Below are 14,588 nucleotides of genomic sequence, written 5' to 3' on the forward strand. Positions count from 1 at the left end.
CCTCGCCGGCAACAAGAACAGCGGCAACGTTCGGGTGCCGCTTCTGAGGTGGCCGATGCCGGCTCCGCAGTCAGTGCCCTCCATCCGTTAGCCGGGCCCTGGCGCGGGCCTGGGCGCCGCGGATGAGGCCCTGGTACATTCCCTCCTTGCCGGGGTACCAGGGCATGCGGCCAATGTCGCCGAAACCTGGAATCGCTTCCATGTGCGCGACCATGCGGCGGCGCATGGCCCCGTCCGGCAATGGCCCCCGCAGAGCCTGGATGTTGTCGGCGGCGTGGTCCGGGTTTGACGTGCCGCAGAGCACGGAGGTGACGGCCGGGTGAGCCATCACCCACTTCAGGAAGAACTGTGCCCAGCTCGTCGCGCCGAACTCGCGCGCGAAGTCGGGCAGCGGGCGTCCCTCGACCAGCCGCATCAGGCGCGCCTTCTCCAGGGGCAGGTTGACCAATACCCCGACGCCGCGGTCGGCCGCGGCCGGCAACAGCCGGTTCTCCGCGCCACGGGAGAAGATCGAGTAGTTCGTCTGCACGACGTCGATGCCGCCGCCCTCGACGATCCGCGCCAACTCGTCCTGCGCCGATGTCTCATGGTGGGTGATGCCGACGTGGCGGATCAGCCCTTCGCGCTTCCAGGCCTGCAGCAGAGGAATGATGACCGGCGCGTTGACCAGGCTGTGGCACTGCAGGAGGTCGATGGAGGAGCGCCAGATGCGGAGCCTGGACTGCTCCAGGCTTGCCAGCGCGTGGCTCTCATCGCCTAGGAACTCGCCTGTCGACCAGATCTTGTTGGCGACGAAGACCTCAGGCTCCTCCGGCAGGCCGGCCAGCAAGGCGCCGACGCTCACCTCGGCCGAGCCGTAGAGCGGGGAAGTATCGATCAGGCGACCACCACCCCCGACGTAGCGCCGCATCACCTCGCGGAGGCCATCCCGCCGGTCGCCCGGCTTCGCATCGTAGGTCAGGAAGGTCCCGAGGCCCAGTGCCGTCACCGTCTGACCGCTCCGGCCGATCCGGCGCGTCAGCACCGGCGCGGTAGCGGACTTCATCGCGGGCGCCGCGCTGCCGCTGGCCTGGGCGAGGGCGCTGCGCGCACCGGCCCAGGTGGTTCCGAGAGCCGCCGCTCCGAGAAGGCCGCGCCGGCTGGCATGGGATATGTTGTCGGTCATGGGACGGTCTTTTCCGCTTGATGTCGGATCGTCAGAACTGCCAGTCCGCCGGAACCCAGGCGTAGCCTGTGCCGGTCTTCCGCAGGCGGCCGATACCAGGGAACGGGTAGTGGAAGCCGAGCACGGGAATGCGGTCGGCCGCCGCCCGGTCGAACAGGCTCCGACGGGCGGCGAGGGCGGCGTCCGGGTCGCGATCCGGTCCAGGACGCCAGGGGCGATCGACGTTGACCACCGGGTGGTAGGCAAGGTCCGTCGTCAGCAGAAGCTGGTCGTTTCCGGAATGGACCAGAAAGGCCGCCATGCCAGGCGTATGGCCGGAAGCCGCGAGCGTGGCGAGGCCGGGGACGATCTCTGCCCCGGCCTCGTAGAGCTCCACGCCGCTGGCCACGGGCTCGACGCTGCGCTTGATGGCAGTAGCGAAGCGGCGGCGAAAATCGTCCGGCACGGGCATGTAGGAGAGATCCGGATCGCCACGGACGAAAAACGCCCAATCGGCCCGGGGTGCGAAGATGGTGGCGCGCGGAAAGGCCCTGCCCCCGTCCACCGCGCGGAGGTTGCCGACATGGTCGGGATGGATGTGCGAGATCACCACCGCATCGATGTCGACCGGCGCCAAGCCAATGGTGGCGAGATGCGCGAAGAGGCGACCGCCATTCGGCCCCATGGTCTGCCCGGCGCCGGCCTCGAGCAGGATGCGCCGCCCGCCCGTCTCGATCAGCAAGGTGTTCAGGTTCAGCGTCAGATGGTCGGTGGGCAGGAAGGCGCGCCGGAGGGCCTCCTGCAGGTCGCCATCCGGCGCGTCGATGGCATAGATCCGGGGAGGACCGCCGATCAGGCCGTCGCTCAGCACGGTTGCGGCGATCTCGCCTACCCGGAACCGGTAGTGGCCGGCGTTGCCGATCGGTGGGAGGACTACCTGCGCGGAGGCTGGGCGGCCCCTCGCGCTTCCCCACACCAAAGCCGCCGCCCCGGTAGCGGCGGCGGTCAGCGCCGTTCGACGCTGGAAGCCGATGAAGTCGTCCACGCCCTACCTCCTGCCATGTCATTTCGAACCGCCCCGCTCGCCATAGCCATCGACGCGCACGATCCGGTTGTCAGATGCTCCCGATGAACTGCGTCTTGAACTGGCTTGAAACTGCGCGACCCGGTAAGCATAGCTTCGCAATGCAGCCTCTCCGCCTCGACAGCCTGGAAGCCTTTGCGGCCATCGTCCGGTGCGGCGGCTTCCGGGCGGCAGCGGCCGAGCGTGGGGTGTCGTCTTCGGCCCTCAGCCAGACCGTCGCTTCACTGGAGGCAGCGCTCGGCATCCGCCTGCTGAACAGGACGACGCGGAGCGTCTTCCCGACCGAGGCTGGCGAGCGCCTGCTGGAGCGCCTCGCCCCGGCCTTGAACGAGATCAGGCACGCGGTCGCCGACCTCGACCAACTGCGAGAGAACCCCTCGGGCACGGTCCGCATCAACGCGCCCGGGCCGGCCGCCGACCATCTCCTGTGCCCGCTGGCCTTCAGCTTCATGCGGGCCTACCCGGAGGTGAGAATCGAGATCGTCAGCGACGCGGCGATCATCGACATTGTGGAGCGCGGGTTCGATGCCGGTGTGCGTTTTGGTCAGCAGATCGAGAAGGACATGATCGCGGTGCCGCTCGGCCCGCCCCTCCGCTACGCGATCGTCGCCTCGCCCGGCTATCTCGAGCGACGAGGCACTCCCGCCACGCCGCACGATCTTGTCCGGCATGAGTGCATCCGCCGCCGCTTCCCGGGCGGAACCTTCGCCCTCTGGCGCTTCGAGAAGGATGGCGAAGCGTTCGAGGTGACGCCGGCCGGCCGTCTGACACTGGGCTCGGCGCACCAGGAGATGCAGGCGGCCGTCGCCGGACAGGGTATCGCGCACGTCTTCGAGGATTACGTGGGCGACCGGGTCGAGCGCGGCGACCTCGTCGAGGTGCTGCGGGAATGGAGCCCCAAGCTGCCGGGCTGGTTCCTTTACTACCCGAACAGGCGCCACACCGGCGCTGCGATGCGAGCCTTCCTGGACCACCTTCGCAGTTTTGCCTGGCGCGTCGACGCTGCCGCCGAGGTTTCCAGGAGGCCGTGAGAGACGAGGTCTCTGAGCCAAGCCGCCCGCCTTCTTCAGCGAAACGCCCGTCACCTCTGCGCAACTCGAAGCAGGCGGTTCGCGCTGCGAAGAAACATTCAGCCTAGTCGGCCGCCGCGCGGCGCAGAATGAGCAGCATCGCGACGATTGCGATCCGCATCGCTGCATAAGCGAGAAAGGCTTCGGGATGTCCTGCCGGCAATTGCTGCAGGACCAGGCTATCATTGCCCCTGGACACCAGCGCGCTTCCGGCACCCATGAGGACCCCGCCGGCAAATCGATCGCGGAGATCCGCGAGGCGCGGCCGCCTGATGCAGAACCGCCTTCGCAGATGCATACCGCGCCGCTGCCGGCGAGAAGGCATCCGAGTGACAGCGCAGGCAGCCAGCCCGACGCCCCAATGCGCTGCAGGACGAGCATCCAGGCCAGGGCTGATGCATCAGCCCGATCAGCATGCCAAGCGTGCCGATGAGCGCCCTCGGAACGGACAGCCGCAACACGGCCCGCCAAGGCTGGCGCCATGCCGCCACGCGAAGCAGCAGCAACGCCGGCAATCCGAATGGGATCAAGGGACAGGCGAGCCGGGGTGGGGCCTCGCCTTCGGCAGACATCCGCGGTTCGAACCCGACCACATCCAGCAGGCGGAACGCCGCGAACGCGCCGGCGCCTGTGAGAAAAAAGGCCAGCTATCCCTCCCCCAGCCTCGCAACCGAGCCGAACGCGCAGCCGCCGTTCACGGCTGCGCCCGCACCGAACAGCACGGCATCGAGGCAGAGCCATCCCGGCGGTGCCCAGGGTGTTGCCAGGGCCACGCCAGAGGCCCAGGCAACCAGGAGCGCCCAAAGGCTGCACTCGAAGAAGCCGAGGAAGCTGTCCGCTCGCCGGTGCTCGACCAGTTCCTCGGCGGCACGGACGGCACAGATGGTGCCGAACTGGATCGCACCTCCCAGCATAAAGGCGGCGTCCCCGACCCACACCGCCAGCCAGGTAAGCGGCATGTCGCCGAACGGCGTCATCCGGGGGCCAGAATGCGCGTCGCGATGACGGAGGAGGCTTCAAGCGTCCGGTGCACGGGACACCGGTCGGCGATCCGGGCGAGATCGGCGGCGAGCGCGTCGGACACGCCACCCTCGACACGAATGCGGCGCTCGAAGCGGTCGATCCTGCCACCGGCTCCCGACGGCTTCGACGCGCATTCGGCACAATCATCGGCATGGACCTTGGCGTGGTCGATCTCGACCGAGATCGCGCCGAGATCGAGGCCTTTCTTGCGCGCGTAGAGCCGCAGGGTCATGGCGGTGCAGGCCCCGAGGCCGATGGCGAGGAAATCGTAAGGACTCGGGCCGGAATTCATGCCGCCCGAAGTGCGCGGCTCGTCCGCGAGCAACCGGTGGCCATGCGCATCGACCCGCTGCTGGAACTGGCCCTGGCCCGTTTCCGCGACAAAAACGGCGCCCTCCTCCCGTGCCGGCTCCTCGACCGGTGCATCCTCCATGTAACGGGAGGCCCAGCCGGCGATGACGCTGGCCGCGAATTCCGCATCCACGGCGCGGGTCAGGAGATGATCGGCGCCGTCGAGCGAAACAAAGCTTTTCGGGTGCCTCGCGGCGCCGAAGATCCCTGAGGCGTTCTCGATCCCGACCACCTCGTCGCCCGAGGCATGAAGGATCAGGAGCGGCTTGCCGAGTGCCCTCACGCGTTCGGACAGCCTGGCGCCGCGGGCATCCTCGACGAACTGGCGCTCGATCGTGAACTCGCGACCGTGCAGGCGGATGCGGGCGCTGCCGCTCGCCTCGACCGTCGCCAGGTCGGAGCCGAAATGGCGCAGCACGTGGGCGACATCGGCCGGTGCGCCGATCGTCACGACCGCCTCGACCCCCGCAATGTCGGCGGCTGCGGCCAGAACAGCCGCGCCCCCGAGCGAGTGGCCGATCAGGAGCCGCGGTGCGGCGTGCTGACGGGCGAGATGATCGGCAGCACGCTTCAGATCCTCGATATTGGAGGAGAAGTTGGTGGAGGCGAACTCGCCATCCGAGGCGCCGAGACCGGTGAAGTCGAAGCGGAGCGTCGCGATGCCGTGCCGGGCAAGGCCGGCCGTGATGCGGCGTACCGCCAGGAGGTCCTTCGAGCAGGTGAAGCAGTGGGCGAAAAGCGCGTAGCCACGCACCGCGCCGTCCGGAAGATCGAGCCGCGCGGCGAGTGCCCCGCCGGCATGTCCTGCGAAATCCAGTCGTTCCGTTCTCATCGGGTACTCCTTGCGGCGGATCGAGCGGCTCAGCGAAGCTGGCCGGCGCGAAGGCGGGCAAGGCCGTCACCCAGAATGACCAGGCTGAAGCCGAGCAGCGCCACGTCCTTCAGGAGGAACTGGCCCGCGGCGTTCAGCCAGGGAAAGCCGCCGATGCTTGTTTCCCAGACCGGGAAGACCAGCATAATCGACACGGTAGTGGCGAAGGTCAGGGCCGCGATCGCGCCGCCCAGGATAGCGGCACGCGCCGACCAGATCGAGGCGATGAGGAGGAAGGCGGTCAGGATCTCGACGACGCCCAGCAGCGCGCTCGTGCCCACCTCTCCGAAGACGAGGTAGAGCCAGGCCAGCCATGGAGTACCGTTGATGAGGGGCTGCAGCGCCTCGGCCTCGTATTGCGTGAACTTCAGGAGCCCGATCAGGGCCAGCGGCAGCACGACCCCGGCGAGAGCGACCGCCAGGCCGATCGCCTTGATCCGCACCGCCGAAACGAAACGGTCGAGGTGAAGAAAGGCATTATCGGCGGCCGCGATCAGCTTCTGCGTCATGACGTGTCTCCTTTTATGTGCTTGGAGCATACATTTTCTCCAACTTGCTGTCTATGCGTCGTGCATATATATTTCCTTTATGACGGAACAGCGAACCGAAAACATAGTGGGCGCACTTGCGCTGGCGCTCTCCGATGCGCTCCTGCACGGCGTATCGCTGCAAGCGCCGGAACCTGGCCAGGCTGCCGCCGCGATCACGCTTCTGCGGCATGAACCTGGAATGCCGATTGAGACGCTGCGGCGGGCGCTGGGTTTGTCACATCCCGGCACCGTGCGCCTGGTTGACCGATTGGCGGCGGGCGGTCTGGTGGAGCGGCGGCCTAGCGCCCGCGACGGCCGCGCGGTGGCCCTGTACCTGACTGAGTCAGGGGAGCGGAGTTGCACTGCGATCCTGGCGACGCGCCTCGAGCATGTCACCCGGGCGCTGGCGGTCCTGAATCCGGAGGAACGGCGAGCATTCGGGGTGTTGACCGAGAAGCTGCTCGCATCCCTGGTCCGCAACGAGGAGCATGCCTATTCGGTCTGCCGCCTGTGCGACACGGTAGTCTGCGCCGATTGCCCGGTCACTGGCACCTTACGCGGCATCGTCTGACCTGCCCGCCGCCGCTGCCCATCTCGTCACCAGCCGAGACGGGGCCGTTTAGATCCTTGAACCAGCAGGATACCGCCATTCACCAAGCTGAAGCCATCGGTGCCGCACCGCTGGCCGTGAGAGCGCCGTTGTATTCACCGCAGGCAATGTTGATGCGGGCACCGGGCCTGGCCAGCACGTCGCCGCCGGCGCCGCCCTCCGGCGTGGTGTGGAAGCCGATGCGTGCGACGCTGCCATCCCCCAGGTCGCGAGGTCATATCGTTCCTAGGCCCATCATGCACACGAAGTGCTGCGCCTCGGCATTGCCGGCGAGACCCGCGAAGCGCGGCCGCTAATCACCGTCCTGCAGCAAAGCCGTACGGATCGCGGCAATGTCGTTCTCGGAGACGCAGAACATCCCGGACAACATGCCGGCCTTGCGCTCTCGCGGGCACGCAACTTGTCGCCAAAGGGACGCCATGGCGCTGATCAAGGCATCCGAACGAGCGACCTGGGCAACATCAGCGACTTCCTGGCCAAGCCTATAGCCATGCGGGGCCAGCGCCTCACAGCCAGCCTCGATTTCGGCTGGTCCTGCGATATCGCTGGCGAGATGATTCAGGTAAGGGAGGCATCGTTGCTGATCATGCCTTCCGGTGCGGATTGTCCGATGCCGCGATGACCAGCGTACTGCGTGAACAGGCGCGCGCCGTCTCCCAGTTGGCCACGGCTCATCGCATCCAGCAGATCGCGATAGACCACATGACTAGGGTAGAGCCCGGCGGGCGGCTCTGCGAACCAGCACAGATCCCCGGCCTCCGGCTTGTCCTGCGCCTGCAGGACGCGTTTCCCGGGAGTGCCTCGCAGTGTCGCCGGATAGCAGAGGGAGATCGAGTGACCCCGGTCGTCGAAGATCTGCAGGAGCGCAACCGGACGTTCAGCGACATTCACGGCGCAGTCAAACTCGTCGAGCGCGCAGGCGGAGATACGATGGGCGATGTCCTCACGATGGCGGATGATGCTGCCCGGAACGTGCCAGCCGGTTCCGAATGCGTCGTCGCGCCAGGCGAGCAGTACGCGTTGCTCATTGTCCCGGACCAGCAGGTCCACATTGGCCGTGGCTGAGACTTCCGTGATGAAGCGGAACACCGGTCCGGGCAGGCTGGCACCCCGCCCGCTCAGCTTTGCCAGCAGAGTTTCAAGCGTTTTCAGTTCAACATCGCTTAGCGCTTGATCACCGCCCGGCATGGCCGCGATCTTCCTGCGGACTGGCATGCGGCAGGTCGTTGTCAGAGCCGTGCGACCGGCCGCCCTCTTTCCCCTCAGGCTGTGGCGGGGAAGCCGGAGCGCGGCCCGCACCATTCGGGCTGTTCAGAGGTTTATAGTCTTCGGTGGCCGTGTTCCTGCCGAATTGCCCGTAATTGCCAGGAAGCTTCTTTGTATCAGGCCGGTCCGCCATGCCTCAGTTCCTTCTTCCGTTGACGATGCCTGGCTCACCAACGCCCCTGACGCGGTCGGGTTCACCCGGATCGGTTCAGCCGGACGCAGGTCCGCCCACAATCGTGGGATGGACTGCTCTGCCGGGGCCCTGGCGCATTCCCGTCCGCGCCCTGTCCGGCGGCGTGAAGGGACCTATCGTCCGCCAAAGTCACCTCAAGGCCATGCGCAGCCGCTCGGCTGCCTAGGCTATTATGCCCTCGCGTTCGGCGCGACGGGCGCGGGAGTCCTCTTGCACGGCCTCAACGATGTCGCCGGACGATGTGAGAGGCGTGCCGCCCGGAAAGGGAGGATGCGGATCGTACCCGATGGCCAACTAGATCTTGCGGGTGACGGTTTCTCCCTGCAGGTCGGCGGCGACCTGCAGGGCCACGTCGATCCCGGACGTAACGCCGCCGGAGGTATAGTATTTCCCATCCACCGTCACCCGCCCATCGGAGGGCGTGGCCCCGAACCGGGCGAGAAGGTCACGGGCCTGCCAATGTCCTCCGGCACGGCGAACGAGGAAGGCGCCGATCCACCTTATGCGATCCAGCTCGTCGGGCTGTTTGGCGGCACGGTGGCGACGACTTCCAGTTTCGGAGTCACCGTGGAAGCCTGCCCTGCCGGGCCCATCGGCACCTTCGTCATTCCCGGCGGATCCGGGGTGCATGAAGCGCGAAAGGACGCGGGCTGCCTAGCTTTCCTGGCCGAAGTGGCGGGGCGGCCAACGCGGATCTGTTCGATCTGTACCGGAGCCTTTCTCATAACGGCGGCCAGACTGCTCGATGGGCGACGGGCGACGGGCGGTGACGCACTGGCGCTGGCTTACCCATCCGTCCTGGTAGAGGAGCGGCCGCTCTTTATCGAGGATGGTCCGATCTGGACACTGCCGGCGTCACCGCCGGGATCGACCTGGCTCTTGCGTTGATCGAGCGCGATCATGGCGCGGCGCTGGCGTCGCGAGTAGCCCGCCAGCTTGTTGTGCCGCTGAGGCGCTCAGGGGAGCAGAAACAACTCAGCGACGTGCTAACCCTGCAGGTCCGGGGGCGCGGCACCCTTCGAGCCCTTGTTGCAGGCCATCGCTGCCGAGCCTGCCCGATTCGGGTCGGTTCAGGAGATGGCGGCTGCCGCGGGGCAGAGCCCGCGGGACTTCCATCGCCGATTCGTGACTCCTGTCGGGACGACCCTGGCCCGGGCGGTGGAGCGCCTCAGGGCCGAGATAGCATATTCGCTTCTCGGCTCCGCCGGAGGCCGCGTTGGCGACGTCGCGTTCCGATGTGGCTTCGAAAGCAAGGTGAGCATGCGGCGTGCCGTGGACCGCTGGCTCGCGAGATGAACCGTGTTCCGATGCTGATCAGCCCCGGCCATCGCGCTTCGCGACGGCAGCCGAACATGCTGCTGGCCATCTGCACAAGGATCGGAACACGCAGGCAGCTGTCGAAAAAAATTGGCTGATGGTCCTCATCGATGAACTAGGTTCCCGACAGCATCGGTTTCCAGTGGGATCCGGCTCAGGCCGGTGGCGAATATTCTTCAGTATCACCGGCACGCGCTCTGTGTGTCTCGGGAGCCGACCCGATTGTGGTGTCTGGCCGGGGAGGCCGGCCTCCTCGCCTCCAAAATGCGTGCTGGCGTGCCGGTGCGGCCCACATCGCAGCATCCGACCTGGCCGCTGAACAGGTGACGGACTGCGCGCCGGTGGAGCGTGCCGTCACGCCGGTTGCGCAAGATCACGGCGCTGAGACCGCTCGCCCCCTCGCCCTCCAGGCCTGCAATCTCCGAGCCGATGTGGATCTCAACGTTCGGCAGGCCGGCGATGCGGTCGATCAGATAGCGCGACATCGTCTGGGATAGGTCCCGACGCACAACAAGATGGAGGCGCTTGACCTGCGGCGCGAGGAACACGACCGCCTGACCGGCGGAGTTGCCGCCGCCAACCAGGGCGACTTCCTGACCCGCGCACAGCCGCGCCTCGACGGCGGACACCCAGTAGGAGACGCCGCTGCCCTCAAAGGTCGAGAGCTTCGGCACGTCCGGCCTGCGGTATCGCGCGCCCGAAGCGATCACCACCGCCCGCGTGTTCAGGCTGCGATCGCCCGCGCAGAACAGCGTCAGCGCCGCTTCACCGCACTCCAGCCGTTCAACGGTGACGGGGATCGCCAGCTCCGCACCGAACTTCATCGCCTGATTGAAGGCGCGTCCGGCCAGGGCCTGGCCGGAGATGCCTGTCGGGAAGCCGAGATAGTTCTCGATGCAGGAGGATGCGCCGGCCTGGCCACCCATGGCGCGCGCATCGAGCACGATGACGGAGAGTCCCTCAGAGGCCGCGTAGACCGCGGTGGCAAGTCCGGCCGGGCCAGCACCGACCACAGCGACATCGTACAACCGCTCGGGATCGATGGTCGGCACGACGCCGAGGCACGCTGCCAATTCCTCGTCGGTCGGGCGCTTGAGCAGCGGCCCGCCGGGGCAGACCACCAGCGGCAGCTCCTCGGGCAGCACGCCCGTGCGCTCCACCAATGCGCGTGCGTCATCGTCGTCCCGGACGTCGAGGAGGAGGTTGGGCAGGCCACCGCGGTTGAGGAAGTTCTGCAGCCGTGTGACATCCGGCATGCCCGGAACACCGATCAGGATGGTGCCGGCACCCCCCTCCTCGATCAGGCTCACGCGCCGCAGGATCAGCGCCCGCATCACGATCTCGCCGACGCTGTCGGAGCCGACCATCAGCGCCCGCAGATGGGCGGCATCGAACGGAAGCGCGGTGCAGCCGGCGGGACCGGCGCAGCCGGCGGCCAGTGATGGACGGCCGGCCAGTTGGTTCACCTCGCCGGTGAACTCGCCGACACCATGGGTGGTGATCGGCGCTTCCCGGTTGAGCCCGTCGCGCCGGACGATCTCGATGGTGCCTTCGAGCACCAGCCACGCCGGAACGTCGTGTGCCCCAATCACGTAGACGGTCTCACCTGGTGCGAAGCGGGTGACCGGCCCGCTCGCGAAGCGCTGAGCAATTTCAATCTGTGCCGGACTGAGGACCGGAAACATCTGGTGCTCTCGGGTGCTGATCGTGCTCATGGTTTTCTCCGGTGCAGCAATCAGCTCCGCAGCCATGGATCGGCAGCGACAGGCCTGGGCTGGTCAATTTAGAACCCCTGCCTGGCCGAGGCGATCTAGCATTCTCTGATGTTCGTTCTTCCAAGGTCGGGGTGTTTCACTGGCCGCCGTGCAGGCGTTGTTCTCGATGTAGAGGCGCTTGGGTGAGGAGGCGGATGACGAGCGACGGTTAATCCAGCTCTGATACGCGAGTTAGGTGCCGCATGACCATGGTCGTCGCGGGGCTGCCTCTGTCAAGGAGCAGGAGTCGGCACGTGACCTCCCCGGAGTGGTTCCGAGGGTTCCCCGGACCGCTTCCACCTCCTCGTCCAAGCGTCTCGCCTGTTTGGCTTCCTTCTTTTCAGCCTGCTGTGATTAACGGGGTCAGGCCGCTGCGTCGGATGGCGCCATCATGCGAGTGATGGCCCAGGCAAACCCCACCATCTCGCACGCGATCACCGTGACCACCACCTGCGGCCGCTTGCCTGCCGCTAACAGGCGCCTGTACCGCGCGCAGAAGCGCACTTGTGCCTTCCAGGCGGTGTCGCGCACCTCCCGCGGCAGACCCGCCAAGCGGGGCTTCATCTGTGCCGATATGCGCGCCGGCAGTCGGTGGGTCCAGGCGCCTCGACCACAGGCGCCATGTTCCAGCTAGGCTACGAGGTCACGGATGCGGCCCGTGAGCCGCTCGATGCGCGCGTCGAGGTATTCCTGGCAGGCGACCTGCTGAGCAGGATGCGGGAAGGTTTGCACCACCAGCCACTGCCGCGCCTTGCGGAGCGCCTCCATCATGTCAGCCATGGCTCTCACCAGGTCCCGCAGGGCCTCGTGCTCTGGGCCGGGCACTGAGACCGGCGTCAACTCGCCCGCTCGATCGAGACGGGTGAGCGCCGTCGCATCCCGCCGGTCCGTCTTGATCCGCTCGCCGGGCTTGCGTGGGATCAGGCTCGGCGCGACCACCACACAGTCGTGGCCACGATTGCGGAGGTGCCGGTAGACCCCGTAGCCACAAGGACTGACCTCGTAAGCGAAGATCAGGGTCCGACCGCCCCGGCCAAGCCGGGCTGACCAGCTTGTCGAGTGCTGCCGGTTCGTGGGAGATCTCCCCCACGAACCGTACCTCGCCATTCCTTCCGGCCTCCGCCACACAGACGGCGATCGTCGCCTTGTGCACGTCTAGCCCGATAAGATCGATATTCTCTCCCGCGGCCCATCTCCTGTGCTGAGGCAAGGCGCCGGCCTACCCGGCGCAACCCTCGATCATCCTGCATAGTTCGAGGCGGGCCACCCCGCCTCAGACAGACATCTGAGTCTAGGCGATAAGCCTCTGAATTGGACAAAATCTTTCTATTCAAATGTAAGGCGCGCCTTGCATTCTCGGGCCAAGCACATCTTCTAGGGTGCGCGATCGCAGAAGTTCCCGCTACACCTGAGGCAATAGAGATCAATGAGGAGCTTCATGGCGAAGAACTCGCAGAGTGTAGAACGAAGACGCGTTGCTAGGCCCACGGCAGCGCAGGATGGAGGAAGCACGAAATGGCTTGTCATTTCGACCGCAAAGGGAGGCTCTGGGAAGACAACGACAGCCCGGAACCTTGCGGTAGCTGCGGCCCATGAGGGACTTCGCGTGTTATTGGTGGATACTGATGCACAGCAGGCGCTGGCGCGCTGGGCAGAGCGACGCCCGGAGCAGGCGCCACCGTTAGCGTGGGAAGCCATCGTCCTGTCCGAGATCGGTCTTCACTTGGATCGGATCCACGCTTCGAAGTTCGACGTCGTCATCGTGGACACGCCTCCTGGCGTCGAAAGCAGCCCAAGTCAGATGCAGATGCTACTGCGGAAAGCGAACTTGGTTCTTGTGCCGGTGCAGCCCTCCGATGACGACATCGAGAGCGCCGCTCCGTGGATGGAACTACTCGCACGGCTTGATGTGCCGGCGCATTTCTTGCTCAACCGAGTTCGACGTGGCAGCAAGAGCCTCGACGAAGCAAAACTTGGATTATTGGAGACGGGAGGCCGATTGGCTCCCGTTGAGGTTCGTGACCTTGAGGATATCCGGCGCAGCGCACGGGCGGGGATCGGGGTGATGGAATTACGCGGAGGGAACGGTGCCGACGATTTTCGGGGCGTCTGGGCCTTCGCGCGTTCTGAACTGGGAATTCGCGCACGATGAGCCGCCAGCCTAGTTCTTTCGTCCTGGGTCGCGGCGAGGTCGCCCGCCGGCCGTCGACGCCAGCTATCCCGACCGCACCTGTCTCCGTCGCCGGGGTAGCTCCACGCTCACAGGTGGACATTGTCCGAACCGCACAGCGTGAATTGCGGAACCCCGACGAGTATACACGCGAGATCTCCCGGCTGTGGCGCGAGGCGCAGCAGTCCTTTCTCGCAATTGGCCGCTACCTCGTCCAAGCCAAGCGAAAGCTGGCGCATGGCGAGTTCCAGAAATTGGTCGAGGCGTCGCTACCGTTCGGGCGCCAAACCGCATACGAGTTAAGGATGATTGCGGAGGCTGTGGACGGCGGCCGCATTCCTGAGCCGAAACTGCCGCAGGCGGCGAGCGTCGCCTACCAGCTTGCCACTCTGAAGCCGGACGATCTTGCCGCGGCAAACCAAGAGGGCTTGGTCCGTCCAGACCTGCGCCGTCCCGAGATTATCGCTTGGAAGCGTAAGCGGCTGCGAAGGTCGTCTGCGGTTAACCACGAGGCGCTCGCGCGCAGGCGCGTTTGGCTCGCCGAGTTCATTCGGCGCCACGAGCACGAACTAGAGAAGGCGCGCCGCGAACTTGCTGAACTCGATGAGGCCAGAGGTAATAGGCTTATCATCAACGGTGGAGCAGAGGAGCAGGATTGATTAGGCGCCTTTTGACCTTAGACCGGGAAACTGGTCCGCCCATAGGGAGAGCTTCCCGGCTTCATCAGCGGCCCTTCTGGGCTGCTTTGGCAGCAAATTCCTGAGGCATTCGTCGCGCAGGCGGCCGTTGAAGCTTTCCACGAACCCGTTGTCGGTCGGCTTGCCCGGGCGGGAGAAGTCCAGCGTCACGCTGCGCTCATAGGCCCAGCGATCCAGTGCCTTCGACACGAACTCCGGGCCGTTATCGACCCTGATCCGTTCCGGCGCACCACGGTGTTCCGCGATCCGCTCGACCGCCTGCACCACCTGCTCGCCCCGGATGCCACCGTCCACGACAATCGCGAGTGCCTCCCGGGTATCGTTGTCTACCAGCGTCAGGGCGCGGATCCGGCGCCCGTCGAACAGGGCATCGGAAACGAAGTCCATCGACCACTGCTGGTTCGGCCTGACCACAACCTCCCGTTCCATCCGTCGTGCCGCAGTGACGTGCCGTCGCGGGCGCTTGCGCCGCAGGCTCAGACCTTCAAGACGGTACAGCCGGTAGAC

General features: G+C 66.3%; 15 protein-coding genes and 2 pseudogenes. 7 read left to right on the forward strand and 10 right to left on the reverse strand.

Going from position 1 to position 14,588, the window contains the following annotated elements; translation table 11 throughout:
• Positions 1–70: 70 nt before the first annotated feature.
• Both D2K64_RS19280 and D2K64_RS19285 read right to left on the reverse strand, forming a co-directional pair.
• Positions 71–1,165 (reverse strand): aldo/keto reductase, encoded by a 1,095-nt coding sequence (locus D2K64_RS19280; protein ID WP_120010012.1) that lies wholly within the window; start codon positions 1,163–1,165, stop codon positions 71–73.
• Positions 1,166–1,196: 31 nt separating this feature from the next.
• Positions 1,197–2,189 carry an MBL fold metallo-hydrolase gene (locus D2K64_RS19285; protein WP_238384301.1) on the reverse strand — a complete coding sequence of 331 codons (993 nt, stop codon included), beginning with the start codon at positions 2,187–2,189 and terminating at the stop codon, positions 1,197–1,199.
• Positions 2,190–2,329: 140 nt separating this feature from the next.
• On the opposite strand from D2K64_RS19285, the gene D2K64_RS19290 reads away from it, so the two are divergent.
• Positions 2,330–3,259 carry a LysR family transcriptional regulator gene (locus D2K64_RS19290; RefSeq protein ID WP_120010013.1) on the forward strand — a complete coding sequence of 310 codons (930 nt, stop codon included), beginning with the start codon at positions 2,330–2,332 and terminating at the stop codon, positions 3,257–3,259.
• A 103-nt stretch (positions 3,260–3,362) separates the two neighbouring features.
• Here the strand turns inward: D2K64_RS19290 and D2K64_RS24565 are convergent, their stop codons facing one another.
• The 4 genes from D2K64_RS24565 to D2K64_RS19305 form a co-directional block, all read right to left on the reverse strand.
• Positions 3,363–3,518 carry a hypothetical protein gene (locus tag D2K64_RS24565; RefSeq protein WP_157985951.1) on the reverse strand — a complete coding sequence of 52 codons (156 nt, stop codon included), beginning with the start codon at positions 3,516–3,518 and terminating at the stop codon, positions 3,363–3,365.
• A gap of 427 nt (positions 3,519–3,945) precedes the next feature.
• The gene (locus D2K64_RS19295) at positions 3,946–4,257 is read right to left on the reverse strand and encodes a hypothetical protein (RefSeq protein ID WP_157985952.1); all 312 of its coding nucleotides are present in this window, start codon (positions 4,255–4,257) and stop codon (positions 3,946–3,948) included.
• A gap of 14 nt (positions 4,258–4,271) precedes the next feature.
• On the reverse strand, positions 4,272–5,426 hold the full coding sequence (locus D2K64_RS19300) for a bifunctional alpha/beta hydrolase/OsmC family protein (RefSeq protein WP_238384302.1): 1,155 nt from the start codon (positions 5,424–5,426) through the stop codon (positions 4,272–4,274).
• 107 nt (positions 5,427–5,533) lie between these two features.
• Positions 5,534–6,052 (reverse strand): DUF417 family protein, encoded by a 519-nt coding sequence (locus D2K64_RS19305; RefSeq protein ID WP_120010016.1) that lies wholly within the window; start codon positions 6,050–6,052, stop codon positions 5,534–5,536.
• Between the two features lie 79 nt (positions 6,053–6,131).
• On the opposite strand from D2K64_RS19305, the gene D2K64_RS24570 reads away from it, so the two are divergent.
• Together D2K64_RS24570 and D2K64_RS24575 are read left to right on the forward strand one after the other, a co-directional pair.
• The gene (locus tag D2K64_RS24570; protein WP_274379315.1) at positions 6,132–6,644 is read left to right on the forward strand and encodes a MarR family winged helix-turn-helix transcriptional regulator; all 513 of its coding nucleotides are present in this window, start codon (positions 6,132–6,134) and stop codon (positions 6,642–6,644) included.
• Positions 6,645–6,930: 286 nt separating this feature from the next.
• Positions 6,931–7,305, forward strand: coding sequence for a hypothetical protein (locus D2K64_RS24575; protein ID WP_157985954.1), 375 nt, complete (start codon positions 6,931–6,933; stop codon positions 7,303–7,305).
• On the opposite strand, the gene D2K64_RS19315 is transcribed toward D2K64_RS24575, so the two are convergent.
• Positions 7,242–7,871 (reverse strand): NUDIX hydrolase, encoded by a 630-nt coding sequence (locus tag D2K64_RS19315; protein ID WP_120010018.1) that lies wholly within the window; start codon positions 7,869–7,871, stop codon positions 7,242–7,244. The genes D2K64_RS24575 and D2K64_RS19315 overlap by 64 nt on opposite strands.
• Positions 7,872–8,412: 541 nt before the next feature.
• Here D2K64_RS19315 and D2K64_RS19320 point away from each other — a divergent pair.
• Positions 8,413–9,030 (forward strand): DJ-1/PfpI family protein, encoded by a 618-nt coding sequence (locus D2K64_RS19320; protein ID WP_157985955.1) that lies wholly within the window; start codon positions 8,413–8,415, stop codon positions 9,028–9,030.
• Positions 9,031–9,219: 189 nt separating this feature from the next.
• On the forward strand, positions 9,220–9,438 hold the full coding sequence (locus D2K64_RS26250; RefSeq protein WP_367617124.1) for a helix-turn-helix domain-containing protein: 219 nt from the start codon (positions 9,220–9,222) through the stop codon (positions 9,436–9,438).
• Positions 9,439–9,641: 203 nt separating this feature from the next.
• Here the strand turns inward: D2K64_RS26250 and D2K64_RS19330 are convergent, their stop codons facing one another.
• Both D2K64_RS19330 and D2K64_RS26255 read right to left on the reverse strand, forming a co-directional pair.
• Positions 9,642–11,174, reverse strand: a complete 1,533-nt coding sequence (locus D2K64_RS19330) for an FAD-dependent oxidoreductase (protein ID WP_120010021.1) — start codon at positions 11,172–11,174, stop codon at positions 9,642–9,644.
• 402 nt (positions 11,175–11,576) lie between these two features.
• Positions 11,577–12,423 (reverse strand): annotated as a pseudogene (locus D2K64_RS26255) (IS110 family transposase).
• Between the two features lie 228 nt (positions 12,424–12,651).
• Between D2K64_RS26255 and D2K64_RS19340 the strand changes: the two are divergent.
• Positions 12,652–13,365 (forward strand): ParA family protein, encoded by a 714-nt coding sequence (locus D2K64_RS19340; RefSeq protein ID WP_157985956.1) that lies wholly within the window; start codon positions 12,652–12,654, stop codon positions 13,363–13,365.
• Entirely contained in the window at positions 13,362–14,042 is a 681-nt protein-coding gene (locus D2K64_RS19345; RefSeq protein ID WP_120010023.1) for a DUF3102 domain-containing protein, read from the forward strand. The genes D2K64_RS19340 and D2K64_RS19345 overlap by 4 nt, the downstream gene beginning before the upstream one ends.
• 102 nt (positions 14,043–14,144) lie before the next feature.
• Here the strand turns inward: D2K64_RS19345 and D2K64_RS19350 are convergent.
• Positions 14,145–14,588, reverse strand: a pseudogene (locus tag D2K64_RS19350) (DDE-type integrase/transposase/recombinase); the annotation flags it as partial.

This window comes from Teichococcus vastitatis (assembly GCF_003604215.1).
Classification (GTDB): domain Bacteria; phylum Pseudomonadota; class Alphaproteobacteria; order Acetobacterales; family Acetobacteraceae; genus Pseudoroseomonas; species Pseudoroseomonas vastitatis.